The following is a 21,683-nucleotide window of genomic DNA, read 5'->3' on the forward strand; positions in this document are numbered from 1 at the left end:
CTGAGAGCCTACGCGACATGATTCTGCCGCGACTTCGCGACCCCTATTTCAATTATCGTTACCGGCATGTGCTGCATGTGGTCAGGGTATCGCTCGCCCTGGCAATCACGTATGGCATTATCCATGTGTTCCCGATTCCGCATAGCGGCTGGGCACTTGTCAGCACCATCATGGTCATGGGCAACCTGCCACACATCGGCGGCGTACTCGACAAGGCCAAGCAGCGTTTGCTGGGCACCCTGGCCGGCGCGGCATGGGGCGTGGTACTGATCCTGATTCCGCTACCGTTACCCGGCCTGATCCCACTCGGCGCCCTGCTCGGGATCGCCGCTGCCACCTATATCACCTTTGCCAATCGTCACGGTTACGCTGGACTGATGTTCGGCATCAGCCTTCTGCTGGTGCTGGGCGAAGACAATCGTGAACTGAGCGTGGCACTCTGGCGCTCCTTCGACGTGATTCTCGGTACGCTGGTGGGAATCGCTGCAACCATTCTGATCCTTCCCCAGAAAGCGACCGACATGCTGCGTTTTCTGCTGGCCGATAATCTCGACAAGATGGCGCGCCTCTACCGAGCGCATACCACCTCGAGCTCCGGCGATGACATCGATGCCCGCGAGCTGCTCAAGGCAACCAGCGCCCTGCTCATCAAGCAGCGCGGCCTGGTCGATGCCATCCATAGTGAGCGTCGCCTGAAGCGTGGCGAAATGGACGACCTGCTGTCACTCCAGCGCCGCATGCTCTCGACCATCGAGCTGCTGCTCGAAACCCATTGGACGACGCTGGCGGGCCACGACCGCATCGAGGCGCTGGAAGGGCTGCGAGACCAGCAGCATCGGTTGGCGCGCTCGCTTGGCACCCTGGCCTTCCAGATCCGTACCGGCCACCCCATCGATGTTGAAATCGCCCCGTTTGACCTACAGCGCTACGCGGGCAAGATCGAAGGGGCACGCGCCGAAGATGGCCGCGTTCTGTTCAGTCCCGGCGGGTATCTATGGCTGAACCGCGAGCTTGCCAGACTGACCGAATCATTGGTGGAGCGGCTGGGTAGCCTGCGAAGACTCCCCAGCAAGCGCCTTCGCCGCCGTGCACCGCATCACAAGCTGGTCGACACCGCCGCGCTGCCCGATAGTGGATCGAATTCGCATGACAAGGCATCGGACCATGACAATCAGCGATCATGAGGTACTGGTGGTCGGTGCCGGGGCAGCGGGGCTCTCTCTGGCGCTCGAATTGGCCGACTACCGACGTATCACACTGATATCGCCTGGCACCGAGACCCATGGGGCCAGCCAGTGGGCCCAGGGTGGCATTGCGGCCGTACTCTCTCCCCAGGACGACCTCGAAGCCCATGTCGCGGATACCCTTCGTGCCGGGGACGGCCTCTGCGATGAAGCTGCCGTACGCTTCACGGTCGCGCACGGCCCCGAAGCCATCGACCGGCTCCTCGCACTAGGCATGCCCTTCACGCCGGACACAGCCCCGCAAGCCGCCTACCCTTTTCACCTGACCCGCGAAGGGGGTCATGGGGAACGACGCGTCATCCATGCCGCCGATGCCACCGGGCAGGCCCTGGTGCGCACCCTATGGGAACAGGTCACGTGTCACCCGCGCATCGTCGTGCGTCACGGCCTCACTGTCGTGGAATTGCTGAGCGACGCGCGAGGCCACTGTCGCGGTGCCTTCGCACTCGACGCCTCTGGCCGCGGAGAGAAGCTGCTTGCCCAGGATGTGGTGTTGGCCACGGGCGGGGCTAGTGGAATATATGCGCACACCACCAGCCCGGCGCCGGCCTGGGGAGAAGGCATGATCATGGCTGCGGAGCTCGGTGCCCCGCTGGTCAATCTCGAGTTTCAGCAGTTTCACCCAACCTGTCTCTATGATCCTGACGGGGCGCCCTTCCTGGTCAGTGAAGCCTTGCGGGGTGAAGGTGGAGTTCTCAGGAGCCTGGCGGGACATCGCTTCATGCCAAATATCGATCCGCGCGGCGAACTGGCACCCCGCGATATCGTGGCCCGTGCCATCGATGCCGAAATGAAGCGTGCGGGAAGCGACCACGTCTGGCTCGATATGACCCACTTACCTGTCGATGCCCTGGAACGCCTGTTCCCTACCATCAAGGCCCACTGCCATACGCGCGGCATCGATATGGCCCGCGAGCCTATTCCGGTGGTTCCCGCGGCACACTACAGCTGCGGAGGTATCGGCACCGACCTGCATGGCGCCACCAGCGTACCGCACCTCTACGCTATCGGTGAGGTCGCCTATACCGGTCTGCACGGTGCCAACCGCATGGCCAGCAACTCCCTTCTGGAATGCCTGGTCTTCGCTCATGCGGCAGCCGAGGCCCTGCGCATCCCCGAGCCCGGCCCCAACACGCCACTACGCCCTGGGCAGTTCGCGCGGCGTAGCAGCGACCTGTTGCCACGACTCGACGATACCGCGATCGAACGCTGGCGCTGCCAGCTACGCCGAACCATGAGTCAACAGGTCGGCATCGTACGCAGCGACACTAGTCTGAAACGTGCCGATACGACGTTGAAGTCACTTCATGCCGAGGTCACCGAGGCTTGCCTGAAGTACGCTACGACGCCAGACCTGATCACACTACACCACGCCGTCCGTCTTGCCCGCCTGACCGTCGACGCTGCGTATCGACGTCGCGAATCGCGTGGCCTGCATTTTTCCGTGGATTGCCCCGACAGGAATGTGGGCGCATTGCCCAGCATGAGCTACTTGAGCTGAGACGCAGGAGAAGACGCCTGCATCTGCCCCAGCAAATGACGCCTCAAGCGGTGTAGCGCTTCCGGGGAGGCGCTATCCGGCCACAGCCAATAACGGCGCCGCCCCAGGCGCAAGCCAATGAGCCAGGGCCCGAGATAGTCGATGGTCACTGGCGTTGCTTGCCAGGGGGCGGCAGTATCGTCACGCATCTGCCAGCCCCCGTTGCCCTCGATGCCACTTGCGTCGGGCACCCAGCGCAGCTGCCAGCCGGATTGGCCATGCCTCCTGGGCCAATCTTCCTTCCTCAACTCACTCCAGTACGCCACCCCTAGAAGCAAGAACGCCGCAGCGATTAGCCACGGCGGTGCATATACGGCAAGCAGGCCGAGGACCGATACGACCCCAGCGAACTGACTCGCCGCCGCAATCCTAGAGGGTACGATACTGATCGTTACCGGTGCTCTCGGCATACTCGACGATCATCTTGACGATTCGGCGGCGGGTGGGATCCTCGGGCCATTCACGACGCATCAGCCACATGAACAGGTCCTGATCCTCTTCGGTGATCAAGTCGCGATACGCCGCCTGGTCCTCAGGGGCGAGGCCGTCATAGCAATGATCGAGGAAGGGAATCAACAGCAGGTCGAGCTCCCACATACCGCGACGGGAGTGCCAATAGAGACGCTTGCGCATGATCTCATCGGCGGAGGTTTGTTCGCTCAACGGTGACCTCGAAAGAATCGAATGGATGTCTGTCCTAGTATACGTGAGCCGCCCCCGCACGACACCCAACCCCGTCCCGTTTGGACCAAATGCTTCCTTCGTCGTGTAGTGCGTTGTTTTGGCACGGTTTGCGAAGTATGCTGGTGAGAAATAACAAGGCTGGTCGCCCTTACTGGCCTGGCACCGCCGCATGGAGAGAAGCCGATGACCAAATCCGAGTTGATCGAGCAGATAGCGATGCGACAGCCCGAGCTGTCAGTCAAGGAAGTCGAAGCCGCCGTACGCATCATCCTGGATGACATCACCGATGCCCTGGCCGAGGGAGGACGTGTCGAGATTCGTGGTTTCGGGAGTTTCTCCCTCCACTACCGGGAGCCCCGCGTCGGACGCAATCCAAAGACCGGCGATCCGGTCGAACTTACCGGCAAGTTCGTGCCACACTTCAAACCTGGCAAGGAACTGCGCGAGCAGGTCAATGCCAGCCGCGCCCTAGGCTACTGAACGGTCACGGGGTCGGGCTTAACCGTAGCGAAAAAGGACATTCATGATGCGTTGGCTCAAAGGTGTGATCCTGGCCATTATTCTTATCGCGGTATTGCTGATCGGCATCCTGTTTGCCGTGAACAACCAGCAATCGTTGCCGCTGAACCTGATCTGGGTCGAGCTGCCTTCGGCGTCGCTCTCGGTCTGGCTATTGGGCGCCCTGGCCTGTGGGGTCCTGCTGGGCATGCTGGCCATGCTTGGGGTCTACCTGAGGTTGCGCACCCTGCTGACTCGCGTCCAGCGCCACAATCAGCAGCAGCGCAAGGAACTCGATCGGCTGCGCGTCCAGGAGCTCAAGGAAATCCCCTAAATGCCCGATCTACAGCTGCTGGGCCTGCTTGTGGCAGCGCTCGGCATTGGCTGGTGGCTGGGGCGCCACGAAAGGAAGCGGGATAACAACACGACACAGCAGCCTTCACTCTCGCGCGAATATTTCGTCGGGTTGAATTATCTGCTCAACGAACAGCCCGACCGTGCGATCGAAACCTTCGTAGCCGCCCTTGAAGTCAACAGCGACACCATCGAGACGCACATCGCCCTGGGCAATCTGTTTCGCTCACGGGGTGAAGCCGATCGGGCCGTGAAGATCCATCAGAACCTCCTCGCCCGTCCGTCGCTGAGTGCGGCCCAGGGGAGTCAGGTGCAGCTCGAGCTGGCACGCGACTTCCTGAATCTGGGTCTGCTCGATCGCGCCGAACGCCTGCTGCAGACCGTAATACGCGAGACCCAGGACGAGGCCATTCGACAATCGGCAAAGCGGCGCCTGGTCGACCTGCTCGAACAGGAGCAGGAATGGCAGGCAGCACTCGACGTGGCCCAGCCAAGTCTGGTCAATCAGCATCAGGACATTCGCCGCGCGGCGGCCCACTGGTTATGTGAACTGGCCGAGCAGGACCGTCGCTCCGCCAGCCCATCAATGGCACGCAAACGACTTCGCCAGGCGCTCTCCACCGACGAACAATGCGTTCGTGCCAATTGGTTGCTGGCGAAGCTGGAACACGATACGGGACACTACAAAGCCGAAATCAAGATCCTCAAACGCATCCCGCAACAGGATCGCGATTTCACGCCGATCGTTCTCGAGCCCCTGCGTAGCGCCTATCGCCTGCTCGACGACGAAAAGGGGCTGGAGCGCTACCTGCGTGAGCTGATCGACGCCACCCCCACCACCAGCGCCATTATCATGCTCGCCGAGACGCTCCAGCAGCGTGACGGTGACGAGGCCGCCCTGGCGTTCATCAGAGAGCAACTCTTCATCGAGCCCAGCCTACGAGGTGTGGACTACCTCATGGATCTCTACCGCCAGCGCGCCGACAGCGAAGAGCGCGAGCGTATCGACCTGCTCAAGCAGCATACGCATTCGCTGCTGGAAGCCCGGCCGCGTTACCGCTGTCATCGCTGCGGATACTCGGGCGGTCAGTTGCATTGGCGATGCCCAAGCTGCCGGAGCTGGGGCACGACCAAACCGATCACCGGCATCGAAGGCGAATAATCAGAGGCCGAGTTCGTTCTCGATGGCAGACAGGGCGGCCATCGGCTCGTCTGCCTGAGTGACCGGGCGGCCGATTACCAGGTGCGTACTGCCCGCCTGCATGGCCTCGGCCGGTGTCAGGATGCGTTGTTGATCGTCCGTTGATGCGAACGAGGGACGAATACCCGGCGTTACCTTGAGGAAATCGTCGCCACAGATATCGCGTAAACGCGCCGATTCCTGGGCCGAACAGACGACGCCGTGCATGCCGCTTGCCTGCGCCAACCTGGCCAGCCGTTCGACGTGGTCAGCAGCGGAAGAACTCACGCCCACCTCGGCGAGGTCGGCATCACTCATGCTGGTCAGCACCGTAACGGCAATCAGCCGGGTCTCGAGGCGTTGACTATCCAACCGCTCGCGTGCCGCCTCCATCATGCGCCGCCCCCCGCTGGCGTGAACATTGACCATCCATACGCCCTGCTCCGCAGCAGCTTGGACCGCGCCCGCCACGGTGTTGGGAATGTCGTGGAACTTGAGGTCGAGGAAGACCTCGAACCCACGCCCATGCAGCGCCTCGACGATCTCGGGTCCCCCGCGGGCAAACAACTCCTTGCCGACCTTGACACGGCAACGCGAAGGATCGAGACGATCGGCCATGCACAGGGCAGCGTCCATCGAAGGGTAATCAAGGGCGATGATCAAGGGCGAAGCAGTCGACATGGCCTGACGGGTCCTGGCGGGATTGAGGGAAACCGGCGCAGTGTACCACAGCCTGTCGAGTGTGCCGGGTACAGCCTATGTAGCTGATTTCCTCGCCGAAATGACGGCAATTTCTCACACGGCTGTCAGCGATCGACTCATTAAAAAAATCTCAATTAGCGTTAGTTTAAAAAGCGCCTGCAACCCAGGCCAACCATGAACGACTAAAACCATTCTCGAGGGAACGACGTGAAAAAAGCTTTCCAAGTGCTGGCACTGTCACTGATGTTGGGTATCGCCTCACTGGCCCTGGCGCAGGATGTCGCGCCGATCAACCTGAACACGGCAGATGCCGAATTGCTGTCGGAGCTCCCCGGTATCGGAAGCGCCAAGGCACAAGCCATCGTCGATGACCGTGACGCCAATGGCCCTTACGAGAGCGTCGATGAACTGAGCCGGGTGCCCGGCATCGGCGAGGCGACCGTCAATAATCTGCGCGACCAGGCAGAGATCTAATCAGCGAAGCAGGTACGCGAGGCGCATCAGCAGGACAGACTGCTGATGCGCCATTAGCGGATGCAGTCGCGTTGGGGCACTGATTGACGGGCTGGACTTCAAATCCGCAGCCCGCCGTCGCATTCCAGAATTCGCCCCGTGTAGTAATCGTTCTCGAAAATAAACGCCACGCTGAAGGCGATATCGTCAGGCTGGCCCAGCTGACCAAGCGGTACGCCACGGGTGATTTTTTCCAGCATCTCGGGCCGCATCGAAGCCGTCATCTCTGTCTCGATGAACCCTGGCGCCACCCCACCCACTCGAATTCCATAACGGGCATACTCCTTCGCCCAGGTCACGGTCAGTGCGGCCACCCCCGCCTTGGCGGCGGCGTAGTTGCTCTGTCCCATGTTGCCAGCACGCGAAATACTCGAAATATTGACGATGACGCCGCCATTGCCCGCCTCGATCATCTGACTGGCCGCCTCCCGGCCACACAGGAAGACCCCCGTCAGGTTGACGTCGATGACCTGTTGCCAATCGGCCAGGGATAACGTTTTCTCCACCTTGCCCTCGCGCGCCTTGACCATCAGCCCGTCCCGGGTAATGCCCGCATTGTTGACCAGGCCCTGGACAGGCCCGAGGTCACGGGCAATCGCAGCGAACGCCTCACGAACCGACATTTCGTCAGCGACATCCATGTCGAAGGCCCGCGCATCGACCCCCTTGTCCCGCAAGGTGTCTACGGCTTGATCGAGAGGTTCTCGATCCCGGTCCAGCAGCGCCAGGCGAGCGCCCTTCTCTCCTAGCAGATGAGCCATGGCAAGCCCCAGCCCGCGCGCGCCGCCGGTAATCGCGATAACCGCCTTGTCGATTTGCATAATCTCTCCTGGAGCGTGGCAAAAATTCGCGTCCTTCATTGTGCATCGCAGCATATACAATACAACAGCCCAGATCGCCCCTTGGCGAAGGGATAGCTTGAAATCGAAGCGAATGTCACCATTTAGCCATGAGTCACCGTTAGCGGAGTCCGCATGCCTTTCCTGTTGATATTTACCGTCTTCGCCCTGCTCGATTTCGTCGTTCTGTTCAGCGTCGGCAGCCATATCGGCTTGCTCACGACACTGCTCATGGTGCTGGCCACCGGCTTCATCGGCTTGCATCTAGTACGTCGTGAAGGCGTCGCCACGTTTCAGCGAGCCCAGCAGCGCCTGGCCCAAGGCGAGCTTCCTTCGCAGGAATTACTCACCGGCGCTGCACTGATCTTTGGTGGTGCGTTGTTGATGGCGCCGGGGTTTCTCTCGGATACCCTCGGCTTCCTGTGTTTGATACCCACTTCCCGACGGCTGCTGGGAAAATGGCTGACGCGCGCAAGCCTCAAGCTCAAGGGGTTCGAGTATCGCCAGTACGACTTCAACGCTCGGCAATCCCCTCGCCCAGAGCGCGCCGACAACCCGCAAGACCCCGAAACATCCCGCTCCCGGGAGGAGCCAGGACAATCCCGTGGCGACAAACCTCCCCTTGAAGGCGACTTCATCTCGCGGGACGAGCCACACCGTTGAATTACAGCCGGTTATTTTTTTTATCGGCGGCCCTTGAAAGGGCTTTAGTAGCCCCCACTGATGGGGCTAGAGACAAGCTCCGGCAGTAGGTGAACGCCTGCTGCCATCAACATGGAAGGCTTGTGCCTTCGACCGGAAGCGAGGCTTCCGGAACTGGTATGGAACCGTCATGCAAAGACATGACACAGCAACCATCAGGAGAACGTGAGCAATGAACATCCGTCCCTTGCACGATCGCGTCGTCGTCCGTCGCGTCGAGGAAGAGCAAAAAACCGCTGGCGGCATCGTGCTTCCGGGCAACGCCCAGGAAAAACCGACACGTGGTGAAGTCCTCGCCGTCGGTAACGGCCGGATTCTCGACAACGGCGAAGTGCGTCCGCTTGACGTCAAGGTCGGCGACACCGTGATCTTCAAGGAAGGCTTCGGCGTCGAAAAGCAAAAGATCGACGGTGAAGAAGTCCTGATCATGAGCGAGAGCGATATCCTCGCCGTGGTCGAAGGCTAAGCCGCCTCCTCTTGCACTGACTGCTCAAGTTTAACGAACTAAACGTAGGAAGATCCGAAAATGGCAGCAAAACAGGTCAAGTTCTCTGACGACGCCCGTAAGCGCATGGCCCGTGGTGTCGACGTTCTCGCCAATGCCGTCAAGGCGACCCTGGGTCCCAAAGGCCGTAACGTCGTTCTCGAGAAATCCTTCGGCGCACCGACCGTCACCAAGGACGGCGTTTCCGTTGCCAAGGAAATCGAACTGAAGGACAAGTTCGAGAATATGGGTGCTCAGATGGTCAAGGAAGTCGCTTCCAAGACTTCCGACGTCGCCGGTGACGGTACCACCACTGCAACCGTGCTGGCTCAGGCCATCGTCACAGAAGGCATGAAGGGTGTGACTGCCGGCATGAACCCGATGGATCTGAAGCGCGGCATCGACAAGGCCGTGATCGCCGCTGTCGAAGAGATCCGTCAGCTCGCCGTGCCTTGCACCGAGCAGAAATCCATCGCCCAGGTTGGCACCATCTCTGCCAACGGCGACGAGCGTATCGGTGAGATCATTGCCGACGCCATGCAGAAAGTCGGTAAGGAAGGCGTAATCACCGTCGACGAAGGCCGTGGCCTCGAAGACGAGCTGGAAGTGGTCGAAGGCATGCAGTTCGACCGCGGCTACCTGTCGCCCTACTTCGTGACCAACCAGGACACCATGGCGGTGGAACTGGAAGATCCGTACCTGCTGCTGGTCGACAAGAAGATTTCCAACATCCGCGAACTGCTGCCGGTGCTGGAAGCCGTCGCCAAAGCAGGCAAGCCGCTGGCCATCATTGCTGAAGATATCGAAGGCGAAGCGCTGGCGACCCTGGTCGTCAACACTATGCGCGGTATCGTCAAGGTAGCTGCCGCCAAGGCACCCGGTTTCGGCGATCGTCGCAAGGCCATGCTGCAGGATATCGCTATCCTGACCAACGGCACCGTGATTTCCGAAGAAGTCGGTCTGACCCTCGAGCAGGCCAATCTGGATCACCTGGGCAGCGCCAAGCGCATCACCATGTCCAAGGAAAACACCACCATCATCGATGGGGCCGGTGCCGAAGGGGACATCGAAGCGCGCGTTGGCCAGATCCGCGCCCAGATCGAAGAGACCTCTTCCGACTACGACCGCGAGAAGCTGCAGGAGCGTGTCGCCAAGCTGGCCGGCGGTGTCGCCGTGATCCGCGTGGGTGCTGCGACTGAAGTCGAAATGAAGGAGAAGAAGGCCCGCGTCGAAGACGCCCTTCACTCCACTCGCGCAGCCGTCGAAGAAGGCGTGGTGCCTGGCGGTGGTACTGCCCTGGTGCGTGTCCTGACCAAGATCAAGGGCATGAAGGGCGACAACGAAGACCAGACCCATGGTATCGCTATCGCCGTTCGCGCAATGGAAGCCCCGCTGCGTCAGATCGTGACTAACGCCGGCCAGGAAGCCTCCGTGATCGTTAACAACGTGAAGGACGGCTCAGGCAACTACGGCTACAACGCCCAGACCGGCGAGTACGGCGACTTGTTCGAAATGGGTGTCATCGACCCCGCCAAGGTGACCCGCTCTGCCCTGCAGTCTGCTGGCTCCGTGGCTGGCCTGATGATCACCACCGAGTGCATGATCGCTGACGATCCTGAAGAGAAGGATGCCGGCGGCGCCCCCGATATGGGCGGCATGGGCGGCATGGGCGGCATGATGTAATATCGCCCCTACCGTTTCTGCGCTGTTCGCTTCGGTGCCTGTCATGACACCGGAGCGATAAGAAGACAGAAGCAAATAAAGACCCCTGGGATAACCCCGGGGTTTTTTTTGTTTTATCAGCACACAACTCCCACGAAGTGCTATCTTGGCTTATAAATGCCTGGCTTTATTAAAAGGCTGAAGCCCACCCTCACTTCAGACTCGAAAACAATGTGAGTGAGCAAAGCCCTACCCGTCAATTTATTGGTAAATAATGGATTAGAACTCTCATCTTGAGCCATTAAAGGAGTAGTACAATACATGGAGTACAGACGCGAGATTGACGGACTAAGAGCAGTAGCTGTTTTGCCCGTCATACTTTTTCATGCTGGTTTCACCTGGTTTGCCGGCGGTTATGTCGGTGTGGATGTGTTTTTCGTGATCAGCGGCTACCTGATCACCACCATACTTATTAATGAGCTGGAGAGTGGCACGTTCTCAATAGCCAAGTTCTATGAACGTAGGGCACGCAGAATACTACCCGCGTTATTCTTCGTCATGGTGTGCTGTATCCCTTTTGCCTGGCATTGGATGCTACCCTATCAGTTCCTAGATTTTACCGACTCGCTGATCGCAGTCAGTCTATTTTCTTCTAATATCCTATTCTGGAGAAAAAGCAATTACTTCGCGCCGGCGGCGGAAGAGAGCCCTTTATTGCATACATGGAGTCTTGCAGTAGAGGAGCAGTTCTATATATTTTTCCCACTTTTGTTATTAGTTCTTTGGGGCATCGGGAGGCGCCCCCTCTTTCACATTATCCTGGCCCTCTCTTGCGTTAGCCTACTACTGGCTGAATATGGCTGGCGTAACCATGCCACTGCAACGTTTTATCTTCTTCCTACACGCGCATGGGAGTTGGGCGCAGGCGCCCTCTGCGCATTTCTCCTGCATCGCAAAACGCCAAGAGGAAACCAGACATTAGCTGCAATAGGTTTAGGATGCCTACTCTTTTCTATTTTTGGCTACGATGATCAGGTGCCGTTCCCCTCGGTCTATACGTTATTGCCGGTCGTAGGCACATCACTAATCATCCTGTTCGCAAGCAAGGGGACATTCACCGCACGGTTGCTCTCTACTCAAGCGCTGGTAGGCATCGGCGTCATCAGCTTTAGCGCCTATCTCTGGCACCAGCCGTTATTCGCTTTCGCACGTATCCGCACCCTATGGGACCCCTCCTGGGTAACCATGGCCAGCCTGTCTTGTCTTTCGATCATGCTCGCCTACCTGAGCTGGAAATACATTGAACAGCCCTTTAGAACCTGCTCATTCGCCTTCATGAAATCCCGAGCCAAGATCTTCGCTACCTCTGCAATCGCCAGTTCCGCTTTTTTCGCTTCGGGCCTATACGGCCATATAACCAATGGGGCCGATCACAGAATCAATTTACCCTCTGCTATTGTTAAGGATCTTTTTGTCAAGGAATTCAATAAAGAGTGCTTCGATTTTTCAATGAAGCATATAAGGAGGCATGGGTTCTTCTGCACCCTGGGGAATCCCCAATCCGAGCCAGACTTGGCCATTGTGGGTGATAGTCATGCGTTGTCCTTCCTGGGACCGTTTCATGATGCGTTCTCGAAAACTAACAACGCCCTCATATTTTCGGGTATCTCAGGCTGTCCCTCGCTTTTGAACACCTACGTATTGAGAAATGATAATAAGCGAGAGACATGCAACTCGAGAAATCATGAAGGCTTTCAGCAGATCGTAGACAAAGGAATCACGAAGGTGGTTCTTATTTCAAGGTGGACCTACTACTCGACCGGCGATATTACCAACCAGTTTCGTCATATAGGACTGGAATACGATATCAAGAAAGACCGAAACGCATCATTCAACGTATTCGCGTCACAGCTTGAGGAAACATTGAGATTCTTCCAGGAAAAAGGCATAGAAGTGTATGTGTTCCACCAACCTCCGTTTCAGGAACTTGACGCTAGAAACGTGTACAACTGGCTAGCTTTGTTTGGGAAGGAGGAGGCGGATAACATCATGATCAACGCCAGCCTCCAACAAAGCGTACATGACAGGCGCTACCAGCGATTAAAGGAAACCATTGATGATAAGGCCAGTCTTTTCGAGGGTGTCACCACAATCGATTTCTCAGAAGCGTTATGCCCTGAGGGACTCTGCCTGATCGGAAATCAAGAACTATCCTATTACTTGGACAAGGACCACTTATCCAATACCGGGGCGGCGCTTGTTCTCGCACCCCATCTCGAAAAATTCATGTGAAATGAGAGTTTACGGTACACTACGAGCCAAACTGCTCACCGTCACGGCTAGTGTATGCTCGATAATATTCGCATCGTCCTCGTTCAGACCTTTCATCCCGGCAATATCGGTCAGGCCGCCCGCGCCATGAAGACCATGGGTCTGACAAACCTCGTACTGGTCAATCCCCGCTGTTTTCCCGATGCCGAAGCCACGCGGCTGGCTGCCGGTGCCGAGGATGTCGTCGAGTCGGCACGCGTCGTCAGCGACCTGAAGGATGCGGTGGCCGATTGCGTACAGGTGGTCGGCGCCAGTGCACGCCTTCGCAGCATGCCGCTGCCGCATTATGCAGAACCCGAAGATATGGCGCGCGAAGTGACCCATAACGCCGCTCACGATCCGGTGGCCCTGGTCTTCGGCCGTGAGCGCTCTGGGCTGACCAACGACGAGATCAACTGCTGCAGTCACCAGGTCAGCATTCCGGCTAACCCCGAGTATGGGATTCTTAACCTCTCACAAGCCGTTCAAGTACTGGCCTACGAGGTGTTTCGTGCTTGGCGTCATCGTCCCGATAGTAGCTTCCAGCACCAGACACCTTCGAACGGTCGCCCACCTACACGGGAACAGCTCGAGCACTTTCATGCCCACCTTCAGCAGGTCATGCAGGAGAGCGGCTTCCTGACCCAGCCACACGCGCGCACTGAAGCCCAGTTGCAGGCCTTGTTCGCCCGCGCTCAGCCGTCTCGGCGGGAACTGTCGCTATTGCGGGGGTTCCTGAGCGCAGTGGCGCCCAAGTAGCCATCGGCTGCCTCATGAGGCAGCCGGGCTAAGCAGGCGCTTGAACCGCTTAGAGCACCATGGCCGCCAACCAGCCAAAGGCAATCAACGGAATGTTGTAATGCAGGAACGTGGGCACCACGCTATCCCAGATATGATCGTGCTGGCGGTCGACGTTGAGCCCCGAGGTCGGTCCCAGAGTCGAATCGGAAGCCGGCGAACCGGCATCGCCCAGCGCCGCAGCCGTTCCTACCAGTGCGACGGTCGCCAATGGCGAGAAGCCGAATTGAACTGCCAACGGCACAAAAATTGCCGCAATGATCGGGATGGTCGAGAACGACGAACCGATCCCTAACGTGATGAACAGACCGACCAGCAACATGACCAGCGCGGCAAGGCCCTGGTTATCGCCGATGATGGCGAAGGCGTTCTCGACCAGGAGGTCGATCTCCCCGGTAGCATTCATCACCGAGGCAAACCCCGAGGCGGAAATCATGATGAAGCCGATCAGCGCCATCATGCGCATGCCGCTGGTAAACAGATCATCGGCTTCGCGCCACTTGAAGATACCGCCGACCGAAAGCAGTGCAAACCCGACAAGCCCCCCCAATACCATCGATCCGCTATAAAGCTGGATACCCAACGCCGCGGCAATCGCCACCAGCGACATGGCCAAGCCCCAGCCGCGAATGGAGGCCTGCTCGGTATCAGCTTCGGAACGCTGTAACGAATGATGAGTGGCAATATCCACGGCATCGTAGGTGCGCGGCTTTCGGTAACTGATGAACAGCGCCACCAACAGGCCAAGCGCCATGCCCCCCACCGGAACGCCCATGGCCAGAGGCAACATGCCACGAGAAATCTCCAGGCCCAGAGCTTCGCCCGCTCCGTTGATGTTTGCCATCAGGATGTCGTTGAGGAAGATGGCGCCGAAGCCGACGGGAAGCAACATGTAGGGCGCCGTCAGGCCGAAGGTCAAGGCACAGGCGACGGCGCGCCGATCCAGGCTCAGCTGGTTCATGATTTTCAGAAGCGGCGGAATCAGTATCGGAATGAAGGCAATGTGCACAGGAATCAGATTCTGGGACGACACGGCGACCAACAGCACCGACCCCAGCAAGACCGACTTCACCACGGCCTGGCGCTGGGCCGATGCCTCGTGCCCCAGCAGGCGAATGAGGCGTTGCGCCAAAAGGTCCGGCAAGCCGGATCGAGAAATCGCTACGGCGAATGCGCCGAGTGTCGCATAGGCCAGGGCCACCTGGGCGCCGCCACCGACCCCCTCGTTGAAGGCGCCCAGGGTATCCTCGAGCGAGAGTCCTCCCACCAGGCCCCCGACCAGGGCGCCCACCACCAATGCAAACACCACCGATACGCGGGCCAGGGAAAGGCCGACCATTACCACTACCGCTAGAATCACCGCATTCATGCTTTTTATCGCCCAATTGTCAGCAGAAAGAGTCGAAAGGCGGCGATACTAGCAGATTTCTTGCTGAGACGGAGCATTCACCTGGTACTTACCTAGCCTCATCCAGTCATGCAATCGTCATCACATCGCTATTGCCATGTAACACCGCTACGCTAAAAAAGGACGTGCGAGGTCGGGGGGGCTGACCACGCCACGAAAGATACGTCGCAAGACGGATGACTTACTAGACAACGGACACTGTCGTTAAGCGTGCCAAGGAAGCATGGGTACAGGACGTACCAAAAGGAGCGGTCATAGGCCGCGACATCGGGACGATGGCCAGGGAGGGGATCATGCCGCCACGGAGTTGCTTGCTCCGTGGCGTCTTTGTTCATGAAGACTCGATTGCGGAACGGTTAATACGTAGATCGGATGCACGTCATACCGGCGTGAGCCAATCACTGAATGCCCCCAGGTCGTCCCCCAGGTCACCGCGCGTGACACGCCGGTAGAGCGACTGCAGTGTGGCTGTGACCGAATCGTCGGCAATGCGCTCCGCTGACGAGCCGATTCGTCGACCATCGAGTTCCCGCAAGGGCAGTATTTCCGCCGCCGTGCCTGTCAGGAACGCCTCATCGGCGGTATACAGTTCGTCTCGCGTGATGCGTCGCTCTTGCACTTCCAACCCCAGGACATCGCGAGCCAGGCGAATGACGCTGTCGCGTGTGATTCCCTGCAGGCAGGAGGTGATCTCGGGAGAATGCATGACGCCGTCTCGCAGGAAAAACACGTTGGCGGCCGACGCTTCGGCGACATACCCCTCGGGATCCAGCATCAACGCTTCGTCGAAGCCGGCCTTGATCGCCGTGTTGAGCGCCAGCATCGAGTTGACGTAATGGCCGTTGGTCTTGGCACGGCACAGGCTGATGTTGACGTGATGCCGCGCCCATGACGAGGTCAGGGCACGCAGGCCCTGGCTCGACGCCTCAGCCGAGATGTAGTCCCCCAGGTCCCAGGCAGCGATCATCGCATTGGTCGTCAGGCCCTTGGCCCGCAACCCCATGCTCTCGGCGCCGAAATAAACCGTCGGCTTGAGGTAGGCATTGGTCAGCGAATTGCGCCGCAGGCACTCTCGCTGTGCCTCGATCAACTGCTCCGCCGACCAGGTCAGCGGCATGTCCAAAGCGTGCGCGCTGTCTCGCAGCCTGCGGGTGTGTTCGGCCACCCGAAACAGGTGCGTGCCGTTCGGGCCGGCATAGGCACGCACGCCCTCGAAGCACCCCATGCCGTAATGCAGGGTATGCGTCAGTATGTGCGTGGTGGCGTCACGCCACGGTAGCCACTCGCCATTGTTCCATATCCAGCCATCGCGATCGTAAAGCGGTGTCATTGGGGCTCCTCGGGATCAGAATCTCGGTGAAGATAGGCATGCCACTCATCCATCAGCGCCTTTTGATGCGGTTGCAGGTCCTGATAGGCCCAGGCGGCGATCTCGTCATTCTGGGGATCGGGCACCACGATAGCGCTGCCTGCCAGCTCGGCGATGACGGCATGACCGCAAAACGGGACATAGCCCTCGGAATACCCCCCTTCGTGAACCATGACGAGCCGTCCATCACAGCAGCGCTCGGCCACAGCCTTGACCTGCCGGGTCATTTCTCCGAACGCGGCACTGTTCAACAGCATCTTGCCTAACGGGTCCTTGGCACAGGCATCGTAGCCACAGGCAACTACGATAAGATCCGGCTCGAAGGCCTCCAGGGCAGGCAATATCAATTCGCTCATGGCGTAACGATAGGCCCCAATACCACAGCCGGGCGGTAACGGAAGATTGAGGTTGGCGCCCCTGCCCTCGCCTTCACCGCGCTCCTCAAAGTTACCCGTTTCCAGCGGGTAATTACCCGCTTGGTGAACCGAGACCGTAAAGACGTCGGGATCGTCATAGAACGCGGCCTGCTGACCATTGCCGTGATGTACGTCCCAATCGAGAATCGCCACCCGGCGAACCAGACCCAAGGCCCGGGCGTGCATGACCGCTACCGGAATGTTCCCCAACAGGCAGAAACCGCGGCCAAGATCGGCCTCGGCGTGATGCCCCGGGGGGCGACACAATGCATAAGCCGAGCGCAACTCCCCCCGCGCCACCGCGTCGACGGCAGCGATGGCGAGCCCTGCCGACTGTTTCGCGGCGGCCAGGCTACCAGCGGTAAACGGCGCGCAGTCGCCGCCGTCGCCAATCCCGACCTGGCTCCCCGCCTCGAGCGCCTCCAGATAGCGGGGCGTATGAAAACGCGCCAGTGCCTCATTATCGGCGGCGGGCGGCTTGCGCACTTCAAGGGCATCGATCAGCCCCGATACCTCGAGCAGATTCTTGAGTCGCCGCTTGCTCTCTGGGCTTTCCGATGCGGGTTGCGGCTGCAGGTACTCCCCGGGCGAGGAAAAAACGCCAATCGCGCCCGGATCGTGCCAGAAACAGCGCTCGTGCCAGAAGAATCCCGTGCGCTGGATACCGGGTGACGTCATCGCTGCCCCTCGAGCTGCTCCCACACCTCAATGGCTGCCGCCAGGTCTTCCAGGGAGGCACCCACCGACTTGAATACGGTAATCGCTTGCGCGCTACTGCGCCCCGGCCGTTCGTCCCGCATCAATTCGGCGAGTTCGGCGCGAATGTCATCGAGGCTGAAACGCCCCTCGTCGACGGCCTGCAGCACGTCGCCGGCTTCGCCCTTCGCCCCGGCGTAGGTGTCGACGAAGACCTCCCCACGCTCGAGACAGGCCGCATCGCTCTCGCGCATGGAGGGACGAAACGCCCCGACCAGATCGAGATGCGTGCCCGGGGCCAGCCACTCGCCGTGAATCAACGGCTCGGTGGATAGCGTGGCACAGCTCACGATATCCGCCTCGGGGGTGGCGGCGGCAAGATCGGTCACCGCCGCGCAGTCGAAGCGGTCGGCGTAAATCTGGGCGATCTCCTCGGCCTTGTCCGGATTGCGCCCCCAGATGCGCACGCGCTTGATCGGACGTACCGCGGCATGGGCCTCGATCAGCATCGGAGCCAGCTTGCCGGTCCCTACCACCAATAGCGATTCGGCATCTTCGCGGGCCAGCTCGCGCGCCGCCAGCGCCGAGGCCGCCGCCGTACGACGCCGGGTCAGCTCACTCCCTTCCAGGCAGGCCAGGGGACGACCGTGCTCCCCCTCGCTGAGCAGATAAACGCCGGCAATGGCCGGCAGACCATGATCGGCGTTCTGCGGGAAGACATTGACCATCTTTACACCGATGTAGCCCCGCGACTCCCAGGCCGGCATCAGCAGCATGGTGGCTTCGCCATCGTGGCGATGCATGGCGTGATGGTGACGCGGGGGCGCCTCGACGCCCTCGCGAAAGGTCCGCCCCAGCCGATCGACCAGCGACGCCCACGGCAGTGACACTGCCACCTGATCGGCGCCGATCATGCGAATGTCGCTCATCTCAGCCCTCCGGCAGTGCGGCGATGATCATGATTTCGACCTTCCATTCGGGCTTGGCCAGGTTGGCTTCCACCGCGGCACGAACCGGGGGACGACCCGGCACGACCCATGCGTCCCAGGCGGCATTCATCTGGTCGAACTCGGCCATGCTTGTTACCCAGATCTGGGCGGAAAGCAGGTTCTCCTTGGACGTTCCCGCCTCGGCTAACAAGCGATCGATCTGTTCGAGAATCTGCTCGGTCTGGCCGCGCATGTCGGCGCTGGAGTCCTTGGCGACCTGGCCGGCCAGGTAAACGGTGCCATTGTGGACGGTGACCTGGCTCATGCGGGCATTGGCGTCGGTATATTGAATGCTCATCGTTACGTCTCAGTCAGTGGTATTGAGGGCTTTTGCCGTGTCGGTCTGACACGAGCGACGAAAACCGGTAAAGAACGCTGCGAGATTGGGGCCCAGGCTGTCGGTGGGATAGCCCCCCTCCTGTACCAGAACCACAGGTGTATCGAGCTGGCCCAGGCGCTCGCCGATGCGCACGAAGTCGTCGGTTTCGAGGGCCAGGCCGGCCAACGGGTCATCCTTGTGCGCATCCAGTCCGAGCGCCACCACGACGGCACCGGGATCGAACGCGTCCAGGTGTCCGATCAGCGTCTCGAGCGCCGCCATGAAGGCATCGCCCTGGCTGCCCAACGGCAGGGGAATGTTGACATTGGCACCCCGCCCCTGGCCGATGCCGCACTCGTCGGCCCCACCCCAGAAGAACGGGTAGAAATGCGCAGGGTCGGCATGCAGCGAGCCTGTCCAGACATCGCCGCGGGCATAGAAGATGTCCTGAGTACCGTTGCCGTGGTGCAGGTCGACATCGAGGATGGCCACACGCTCGTGCCGCTCACGCAGTACCGTTGCGGCCAGGGCGGAATTGTTCAGGAAGCAGAACCCCCCTGCACGATCCGGCCCAGCGTGGTGGCCGGGTGGGCGACACAGGGCATAGGCGACCCGCTCGCCGCCGAGTACCGCATCCGCCGCCGCTTCAGCGGTTGCCGCGCTGGCGAGGATCCCGGTGAAACTGTCCGCATCGATCGGGCAGGCCATGTCGTGCATGTGCCACCCCACCTGGCCGACCGGATGCTCGGGATAATGGTGCCCACCCCCGCACGGATGAATGTTGGGCGCGACCAGTTCGGCGGCGCCCGGCAACTCGCGCCAACGGCGATGGATGGTCTCGAGAAAGGTCAGGTAGCGCGGCGTGTGGATACGCGCCAGACGTTCACGCAGCCTATCGCTGTCCAGGGTTTCCGGTGCTTCGAGTTGCAGCGCCAGCTCATCGAGGGCAGCCCTGAGCTTGTCGGCCCGCTCCGGCCGTTCGGGTGAAGGCGCCGGCTTGCCACGCAGCAGGAAGGTGGCAGGCGAATGGGCACTCTGGGCCTCGCTATAGAACAGCTTCATGGGCTAAGGCTCTCCTCACTCTCTAGGGCTAGGGTCCATGGCTAGCTGGCTCCATGACTAGCCGCGCTTGCTAACGACGTAAATGATGTCCGGTCATCGGATCAGCGACGGAATCCAGGTCGACAAGGCGGGAAAGGCCGCCAACAGGACGATGACCGTCAAGAATGACAGGTAAAACGGCAGTGATGCCACTATCGCCCGCTCGTACGGCACCTGGGCGATGCGCGCCGCCGTCATCAGTGTCATGCCCACCGGTGGGGTGACATTGGAAATGTTCAGCACCACGATCATCAGGATTGCAAAGTGCAGCGGATCGAAACCGAGCTGGATCATGGCCGGCACGATGACCGGCGCCACGACCACCAGCGCAGGGAGAACGTCCATCACGGTGCCGATCACGATCAACAGCAGGCAGACCAGCATCAATTGCACGAACGCGGAGTCGCTGAAGGTGGTGATGATCGAGGCCGCATCGCGGGCGATACCCGAGCGCGTCACGAACCAGCCGAGGACCGCCGAGGTCGCCAGCAGGAAGAACACCACGCCCGAGAAACGCACCGTGACCACCAGCGCCTGCCAGATCCTGGCCAGGGTCAGATTGCGATAGAACACCACCCCGATGAGCATTGCGTAGACCGCGGCAAACCCCGACGCCTCAGTAATGGTAGTCAAGCCGGAGAGTATCCCGCCGAGGATGATCAACGGCACGATGAGCGCCGGCAAGGCGGCAAGGAACGACCACACCGCCATTTTCAAGGGGGTGGGCGCCTGCTTGGGATAACCGCGCCGCCAGGCCAGCACCAGGCTGGTCACCAATAACGCCCCGGCCATGAGCAGCCCCGGGATGATGCCCCCGGCAAACAGGTCGATCACCGAGATATCGCGCAGCAGGGTCGCATAGACCACCATCACCACGCTGGGCGGAATGATCGGACCGATGATCGACGAGCAGGCCGTGATCGCTGCGGCATACTCCGCGTCGTAGCCCTGTTTCTTCATTTCCGGAATCATGATCTTGCCGATGGCCACGGTATCGGTGATCGCCGCACCGGTCAGCCCGGCGAAGAACACCGATACCGTCACGTTGACGTGGGATAGCGCACCGCGCACCCGACCGAACAGGGCATTATTAAAGGCGATCAGTTTATGGGTCAGGCCGCCCTGGTTCATCAATTCGGCGGTAAAGATGAAATACGGCACGGCGATGAGCAAAAAGCCCGAGACGCCGGAGAACATGCGGTCGGCAAGGATGCCCAGCATGCGCTCGCCGCCCAGGGCGAAGCCGCCGGCCAGCCCCGACATGGCCATGACCACAGCTACCGGCGCCCCCAGCAACAGCACCACAACGAATACCACGATGGCCGGGGTCATGCGCGTTCCTCCAGATCGGTCGTCTCGATCAGATCGTCGATCATCCCGTCGTCGTCGATGAAGTGCTCCAGCAAGGCAAAGCCATGCACGAGGTGCAGCAGAATGATGACGCCACTCAGCGGCACCACGATCGCCGTGTAGCGATTCGAGAGCTGAATATTGTCGGAGATCATGTACATTTGGGTGGCGTTCATGAAAAAGCCCCAGCCGTACCAGACCAGCATCAAGGCGAATAGCGCGATGATCGCCAGGCATGCCCCGGCAGCCACCTTGAGCAGGCTGCGCGGCAGGCTCTTGACCAGGAGCGTCATGGCGACGTGCTCGCCATAGCGTAGCGAGACCGTCATGGAAAGAAAGCCGATCCAGGGCAGGAACAGCCGGGCCAGCGAATAGGTCCAGCTCAGGGCATTGCCCGTGGCCAGCTTGTAGACGAAGGCCGTGAACGAGATGCCGAGCATGATCAGAACGCAGGCCACCGAAACGACGATGGCCCCCTGATTCACGGCATCACTGACACGGCGTAGGCGCGCGAGCAGTGCCATC

The 21,683-nt window shown here is 60.1% G+C and carries 23 protein-coding genes; 11 read left to right on the plus strand and 12 right to left on the minus strand.

The window, feature by feature from the left end; translation table 11 throughout:
- Positions 1 to 17: 17 nt before the first annotated feature.
- Both JH15_RS01955 and nadB read left to right on the plus strand, forming a co-directional pair.
- Complete coding sequence (locus tag JH15_RS01955) at positions 18 to 1,184, plus strand: FUSC family protein (RefSeq protein WP_052383851.1); 1,167 nt, start codon at positions 18 to 20, stop codon at positions 1,182 to 1,184.
- On the plus strand, positions 1,165 to 2,745 hold the full coding sequence (gene nadB, locus JH15_RS01960; RefSeq protein ID WP_043526467.1) for an L-aspartate oxidase: 1,581 nt from the start codon (positions 1,165 to 1,167) through the stop codon (positions 2,743 to 2,745). The genes JH15_RS01955 and nadB overlap by 20 nt, the downstream gene beginning before the upstream one ends.
- On the opposite strand, the gene JH15_RS01965 is transcribed toward nadB, so the two are convergent.
- Both JH15_RS01965 and JH15_RS01970 read right to left on the minus strand, forming a co-directional pair.
- Positions 2,733 to 3,032 carry a hypothetical protein gene (locus JH15_RS01965; protein WP_156105230.1) on the minus strand — a complete coding sequence of 100 codons (300 nt, stop codon included), beginning with the start codon at positions 3,030 to 3,032 and terminating at the stop codon, positions 2,733 to 2,735. The genes nadB and JH15_RS01965 overlap by 13 nt on opposite strands.
- 121 nt (positions 3,033 to 3,153) lie before the next feature.
- Positions 3,154 to 3,417, minus strand: a complete 264-nt coding sequence (locus tag JH15_RS01970) for an FAD assembly factor SdhE (protein ID WP_156105263.1) — start codon at positions 3,415 to 3,417, stop codon at positions 3,154 to 3,156.
- A 234-nt stretch (positions 3,418 to 3,651) separates the two neighbouring features.
- Here JH15_RS01970 and JH15_RS01975 point away from each other — a divergent pair, with 234 nt between their 5' ends.
- The 3 genes from JH15_RS01975 to lapB are packed head-to-tail and all read left to right on the plus strand — an operon-like array spanning position 3,652 to position 5,482.
- Positions 3,652 to 3,948, plus strand: coding sequence for an integration host factor subunit beta (locus JH15_RS01975; protein WP_043526474.1), 297 nt, complete (start codon positions 3,652 to 3,654; stop codon positions 3,946 to 3,948).
- A 46-nt stretch (positions 3,949 to 3,994) separates the two neighbouring features.
- Positions 3,995 to 4,300, plus strand: coding sequence for a LapA family protein (locus JH15_RS01980; protein ID WP_043526476.1), 306 nt, complete (start codon positions 3,995 to 3,997; stop codon positions 4,298 to 4,300).
- Complete coding sequence (gene lapB, locus JH15_RS01985; protein ID WP_043526478.1) at positions 4,301 to 5,482, plus strand: lipopolysaccharide assembly protein LapB; 1,182 nt, start codon at positions 4,301 to 4,303, stop codon at positions 5,480 to 5,482.
- Here lapB and pyrF read toward each other — a convergent pair whose 3' ends face one another.
- Positions 5,483 to 6,181, minus strand: a complete 699-nt coding sequence (gene pyrF / locus JH15_RS01990; protein ID WP_043526481.1) for an orotidine-5'-phosphate decarboxylase — start codon at positions 6,179 to 6,181, stop codon at positions 5,483 to 5,485.
- A gap of 228 nt (positions 6,182 to 6,409) precedes the next feature.
- Here pyrF and JH15_RS01995 point away from each other — a divergent pair, with 228 nt between their 5' ends.
- The gene (locus JH15_RS01995; RefSeq protein ID WP_043526484.1) at positions 6,410 to 6,676 is read left to right on the plus strand and encodes a ComEA family DNA-binding protein; all 267 of its coding nucleotides are present in this window, start codon (positions 6,410 to 6,412) and stop codon (positions 6,674 to 6,676) included.
- A 98-nt stretch (positions 6,677 to 6,774) separates the two neighbouring features.
- On the opposite strand, the gene JH15_RS02000 is transcribed toward JH15_RS01995, so the two are convergent.
- Positions 6,775 to 7,536, minus strand: coding sequence for an SDR family oxidoreductase (locus JH15_RS02000; protein ID WP_043526486.1), 762 nt, complete (start codon positions 7,534 to 7,536; stop codon positions 6,775 to 6,777).
- 153 nt (positions 7,537 to 7,689) lie between these two features.
- Between JH15_RS02000 and JH15_RS02005 the strand changes: the two genes are divergently transcribed.
- The 5 genes from JH15_RS02005 to JH15_RS02025 all read left to right on the plus strand — a co-directional run bounded on the left by JH15_RS02005 (position 7,690) and on the right by JH15_RS02025 (position 13,471).
- Positions 7,690 to 8,217: an FxsA family protein gene (locus JH15_RS02005; protein WP_043526488.1), complete on the plus strand. Its 528-nt coding sequence runs from the start codon at positions 7,690 to 7,692 to the stop codon at positions 8,215 to 8,217.
- Between the two features lie 211 nt (positions 8,218 to 8,428).
- The gene (locus tag JH15_RS02010) at positions 8,429 to 8,722 is read left to right on the plus strand and encodes a co-chaperone GroES (protein ID WP_043526490.1); all 294 of its coding nucleotides are present in this window, start codon (positions 8,429 to 8,431) and stop codon (positions 8,720 to 8,722) included.
- 60 nt (positions 8,723 to 8,782) lie between these two features.
- Complete coding sequence (gene groL, locus JH15_RS02015; protein ID WP_043526492.1) at positions 8,783 to 10,423, plus strand: chaperonin GroEL; 1,641 nt, start codon at positions 8,783 to 8,785, stop codon at positions 10,421 to 10,423.
- Positions 10,424 to 10,723: 300 nt separating this feature from the next.
- Positions 10,724 to 12,694 carry an acyltransferase family protein gene (locus JH15_RS02020; protein WP_043526494.1) on the plus strand — a complete coding sequence of 657 codons (1,971 nt, stop codon included), beginning with the start codon at positions 10,724 to 10,726 and terminating at the stop codon, positions 12,692 to 12,694.
- A 54-nt stretch (positions 12,695 to 12,748) separates the two neighbouring features.
- The gene (locus JH15_RS02025; RefSeq protein ID WP_043526497.1) at positions 12,749 to 13,471 is read left to right on the plus strand and encodes an RNA methyltransferase; all 723 of its coding nucleotides are present in this window, start codon (positions 12,749 to 12,751) and stop codon (positions 13,469 to 13,471) included.
- 49 nt (positions 13,472 to 13,520) lie between these two features.
- Here JH15_RS02025 and JH15_RS02030 read toward each other — a convergent pair whose 3' ends face one another.
- The 8 genes from JH15_RS02030 to JH15_RS02065 form a co-directional block, all read right to left on the minus strand.
- The gene (locus JH15_RS02030; protein ID WP_043526500.1) at positions 13,521 to 14,879 is read right to left on the minus strand and encodes a Na+/H+ antiporter family protein; all 1,359 of its coding nucleotides are present in this window, start codon (positions 14,877 to 14,879) and stop codon (positions 13,521 to 13,523) included.
- Between the two features lie 418 nt (positions 14,880 to 15,297).
- Positions 15,298 to 16,248, minus strand: coding sequence for a branched-chain amino acid transaminase (locus tag JH15_RS02035; protein ID WP_043526503.1), 951 nt, complete (start codon positions 16,246 to 16,248; stop codon positions 15,298 to 15,300).
- Positions 16,245 to 17,366, minus strand: coding sequence for a class II histone deacetylase (locus JH15_RS02040; RefSeq protein WP_156105264.1), 1,122 nt, complete (start codon positions 17,364 to 17,366; stop codon positions 16,245 to 16,247). The genes JH15_RS02035 and JH15_RS02040 overlap by 4 nt, the downstream gene beginning before the upstream one ends.
- Positions 17,367 to 17,377: 11 nt before the next feature.
- Positions 17,378 to 18,328: a bifunctional Delta(1)-pyrroline-2-carboxylate/Delta(1)-piperideine-2-carboxylate reductase gene (lhpI, locus tag JH15_RS02045; RefSeq protein ID WP_422730543.1), complete on the minus strand. Its 951-nt coding sequence runs from the start codon at positions 18,326 to 18,328 to the stop codon at positions 17,378 to 17,380.
- 1 nt (position 18,329) lies between these two features.
- Positions 18,330 to 18,686, minus strand: a complete 357-nt coding sequence (locus tag JH15_RS02050; RefSeq protein WP_043526505.1) for a RidA family protein — start codon at positions 18,684 to 18,686, stop codon at positions 18,330 to 18,332.
- A 9-nt stretch (positions 18,687 to 18,695) separates the two neighbouring features.
- On the minus strand, positions 18,696 to 19,769 hold the full coding sequence (locus JH15_RS02055; protein WP_052383853.1) for a histone deacetylase family protein: 1,074 nt from the start codon (positions 19,767 to 19,769) through the stop codon (positions 18,696 to 18,698).
- A 93-nt stretch (positions 19,770 to 19,862) separates the two neighbouring features.
- Positions 19,863 to 21,140: a TRAP transporter large permease gene (locus tag JH15_RS02060; protein WP_043526508.1), complete on the minus strand. Its 1,278-nt coding sequence runs from the start codon at positions 21,138 to 21,140 to the stop codon at positions 19,863 to 19,865.
- Positions 21,137 to 21,682 carry a TRAP transporter small permease gene (locus tag JH15_RS02065; protein WP_043526511.1) on the minus strand — a complete coding sequence of 182 codons (546 nt, stop codon included), beginning with the start codon at positions 21,680 to 21,682 and terminating at the stop codon, positions 21,137 to 21,139. Before JH15_RS02065 ends, JH15_RS02060 begins: the two co-directional genes overlap by 4 nt.
- Position 21,683 lies beyond the last annotated feature (1 nt).

This window comes from Litchfieldella xinjiangensis (assembly GCF_000759345.1).
Classification (GTDB): Bacteria; Pseudomonadota; Gammaproteobacteria; order Pseudomonadales; family Halomonadaceae; genus Litchfieldella_A; species Litchfieldella_A xinjiangensis.

Bases quoted from the DNA above. Each gene is read 5' to 3' on its own strand.
- JH15_RS01955 (WP_052383851.1), top strand. From the start codon at position 18: ATGATTCTGCCGCGACTTCGCGACCCCTATTTCAATTATCGTTACCGG.
- nadB (WP_043526467.1), top strand. From the start codon at position 1,165: ATGACAATCAGCGATCATGAGGTACTGGTGGTCGGTGCCGGGGCAGCG.
- JH15_RS01970 (WP_156105263.1), bottom strand. From the start codon at position 3,417: ATGCGCAAGCGTCTCTATTGGCACTCCCGTCGCGGTATGTGGGAGCTC.
- JH15_RS01975 (WP_043526474.1), top strand. From the start codon at position 3,652: ATGACCAAATCCGAGTTGATCGAGCAGATAGCGATGCGACAGCCCGAG.
- JH15_RS01980 (WP_043526476.1), top strand. From the start codon at position 3,995: ATGCGTTGGCTCAAAGGTGTGATCCTGGCCATTATTCTTATCGCGGTA.
- lapB (WP_043526478.1), top strand. From the start codon at position 4,301: ATGCCCGATCTACAGCTGCTGGGCCTGCTTGTGGCAGCGCTCGGCATT.
- pyrF (WP_043526481.1), bottom strand. From the start codon at position 6,181: ATGTCGACTGCTTCGCCCTTGATCATCGCCCTTGATTACCCTTCGATG.
- JH15_RS02000 (WP_043526486.1), bottom strand. From the start codon at position 7,536: ATGCAAATCGACAAGGCGGTTATCGCGATTACCGGCGGCGCGCGCGGG.
- JH15_RS02005 (WP_043526488.1), top strand. From the start codon at position 7,690: ATGCCTTTCCTGTTGATATTTACCGTCTTCGCCCTGCTCGATTTCGTC.
- JH15_RS02010 (WP_043526490.1), top strand. From the start codon at position 8,429: ATGAACATCCGTCCCTTGCACGATCGCGTCGTCGTCCGTCGCGTCGAG.
- groL (WP_043526492.1), top strand. From the start codon at position 8,783: ATGGCAGCAAAACAGGTCAAGTTCTCTGACGACGCCCGTAAGCGCATG.
- JH15_RS02020 (WP_043526494.1), top strand. From the start codon at position 10,724: ATGGAGTACAGACGCGAGATTGACGGACTAAGAGCAGTAGCTGTTTTG.
- JH15_RS02025 (WP_043526497.1), top strand. From the start codon at position 12,749: ATGCTCGATAATATTCGCATCGTCCTCGTTCAGACCTTTCATCCCGGC.
- JH15_RS02030 (WP_043526500.1), bottom strand. From the start codon at position 14,879: ATGAATGCGGTGATTCTAGCGGTAGTGGTAATGGTCGGCCTTTCCCTG.
- JH15_RS02035 (WP_043526503.1), bottom strand. From the start codon at position 16,248: ATGACACCGCTTTACGATCGCGATGGCTGGATATGGAACAATGGCGAG.
- lhpI (WP_422730543.1), bottom strand. From the start codon at position 18,328: ATGAGCGACATTCGCATGATCGGCGCCGATCAGGTGGCAGTGTCACTG.
- JH15_RS02050 (WP_043526505.1), bottom strand. From the start codon at position 18,686: ATGAGCATTCAATATACCGACGCCAATGCCCGCATGAGCCAGGTCACC.
- JH15_RS02055 (WP_052383853.1), bottom strand. From the start codon at position 19,769: ATGAAGCTGTTCTATAGCGAGGCCCAGAGTGCCCATTCGCCTGCCACC.
- JH15_RS02060 (WP_043526508.1), bottom strand. From the start codon at position 21,140: ATGACCCCGGCCATCGTGGTATTCGTTGTGGTGCTGTTGCTGGGGGCG.
- JH15_RS02065 (WP_043526511.1), bottom strand. From the start codon at position 21,682: ATGGCACTGCTCGCGCGCCTACGCCGTGTCAGTGATGCCGTGAATCAG.